The sequence below is a fragment of the Luteibacter sp. P4_E6 genome, from assembly GCF_056401535.1.
On record NZ_JBFUJE010000699.1, the window covers coordinates 1 to 1,725 of the forward strand.

Sequence of the window (1,725 nt, forward strand, 5' to 3'; positions counted from 1 at the left end):
GCTCGAGACCATGCTTGATGGCGTTCTCGACCAGGGTCTGCAGCATCATCGAAGGCATCGGCAGCATCGCGATGGCGTCGGCCACCTCGGTATGCACGGTGAGGCGCTCGCCCATGCGCAGCTTCATGATCTCGAGCCATGCCGTGGAGCGTTCGAGCTCCTGGCCGAGGGTCGACAGCGATCCGTCCGTACGCGGCAGCGAGCGGCGCAGGTAGTCGATCAGGTGCCCCAGCATGCGGTCGGCCCGAGCGGGGTCCGTGCGAACCAGTTCCTGTGCGCTGGCCAGCGTGTTGTAGAGGAAGTGCGGCTCTACCTGCGCCTGCAGAAGGCCGAGCTGTGCCGCCGTGAGCTCTTTTTCCATCGTCGTCTGCCGCACGTCGGCGCGCTCGCGGTTGCGCCGTTCGGCCAGGCGCTGGGTCATTGCACGAACCAGGGTTTCGACGTGCTCCAATGACGCACCGCCATCGGGATTGAACCAGTCGACCCAGGCACTGCTGTCCGGCTCGCAGACGAACATGACGCTACTCGATCCGTCGGCTGGCGTAATCGTGGCGGAGATGCGCGTGCTGCGTTCGAAAGTGCCGTGCTGCAACGAGCGGCGGCGTTGCGGCATCGCGCCGGACAGCAGGCGAACCATCGCGTGGATCTGCAGGCCACCTCGCGTACCGTTGATGTCCTGCACGTTCGGYAGTTCGCGGATCACCGCATCGACGATGCCGAAGGCCTCGTYGGCACCGTAGGGTACTTCGACCCGACGCCGCTGCCGGTTGGACAAGGTCTCCCCGTCGACGCGTCCGGCAATGGTGCGAACGCGATACAGATGCGTCACGCCCCGCCCCAGTGCGATGAGCAGGCCGACGAACCAGGCCAGCGTGACGAACCAGGGCAGATCGCCGTGGTGCCAGTCGAACATGCCGAACAACACAAGCAGCATGCACCAGGCCGCGAACCACGCTATGACGATACGACCGAGGAATTTGAGGCTGGCCATCGCAATGGCTCCGATGCTGGATTGCCGGGGAGCATACGATGGCGCGGAGCCGTCCTTCGACGCGTTTCCGACGAAACGCCGGATTCCCCGACGAAACCCCCTTCCGCGCCGCAGCATGACCTCGCCGCCTCGATAGTCCATGCTCGGGCGGTTGGCTCTAGCGGTGGGGACCGCGAGCCACGACAAAGACAAAGGGGTTAACGCATGGCCTTGTTGCTCGTCGTTTTCGCTGTCGTTGTTCTAGCGATCTATCTCGGTATCAATATGCTGCCGAAGAATCATCCCGCCAACTGGCTGCTCGGCATCGTCGGTGGCGCCTGCCTCGTGCTCGCCTGGTACGCCATTTTCAGACCGATGATGATCGCCACGGGTGGTTCCGACCCGTCACTGATCACACTCGGCCTGCATGCGGCCGGCATCGTTTCCTGCGTCCTGGGCATCGTCTGCCTGGGCGTGTGCGTGTGGCGCGACCCGGCACGCTTCTGGATGCTTTCGATCGTTTTCATCGGCGTGATCGGCGCCACGCAGGTCACCGCGCTCGGCTGAGCGCGACCATTCCTCCGCCTCAGGGTCGGCGGTCGCGTCAGATCTTCTGACAGACCGCCTTGTCCCGATCAGGCCTTGAAGGGATACCCGCTCACGATCAGTTCGGCAGTGCCGTCCGCGACGTCCAGCACGGCGCGAGCGCCGAACGGCAGGGTCCATTTATCCTGTTTGTGGCCAAACGCCAGACC

At 64.3% G+C, this 1,725-nt stretch carries 2 protein-coding genes; one reads left to right on the forward strand and one right to left on the reverse strand.

Annotated features, from left to right (window positions below; translation table 11 throughout):
• On the reverse strand, positions 1–991 hold a 991-nt coding region (locus AC1DT2_RS22535; protein WP_477298870.1), incomplete at its 3' end, for a sensor histidine kinase.
• A gap of 204 nt (positions 992–1,195) precedes the next feature.
• Here AC1DT2_RS22535 and AC1DT2_RS22540 point away from each other — a divergent pair.
• Complete coding sequence (locus AC1DT2_RS22540; protein WP_046969573.1) at positions 1,196–1,537, forward strand: hypothetical protein; 342 nt, start codon at positions 1,196–1,198, stop codon at positions 1,535–1,537.
• Positions 1,538–1,725 lie beyond the last annotated feature (188 nt).

Bases quoted from the DNA above. Each gene is read 5' to 3' on its own strand.
- AC1DT2_RS22540 (WP_046969573.1), top strand. From the start codon at position 1,196: ATGGCCTTGTTGCTCGTCGTTTTCGCTGTCGTTGTTCTAGCGATCTAT.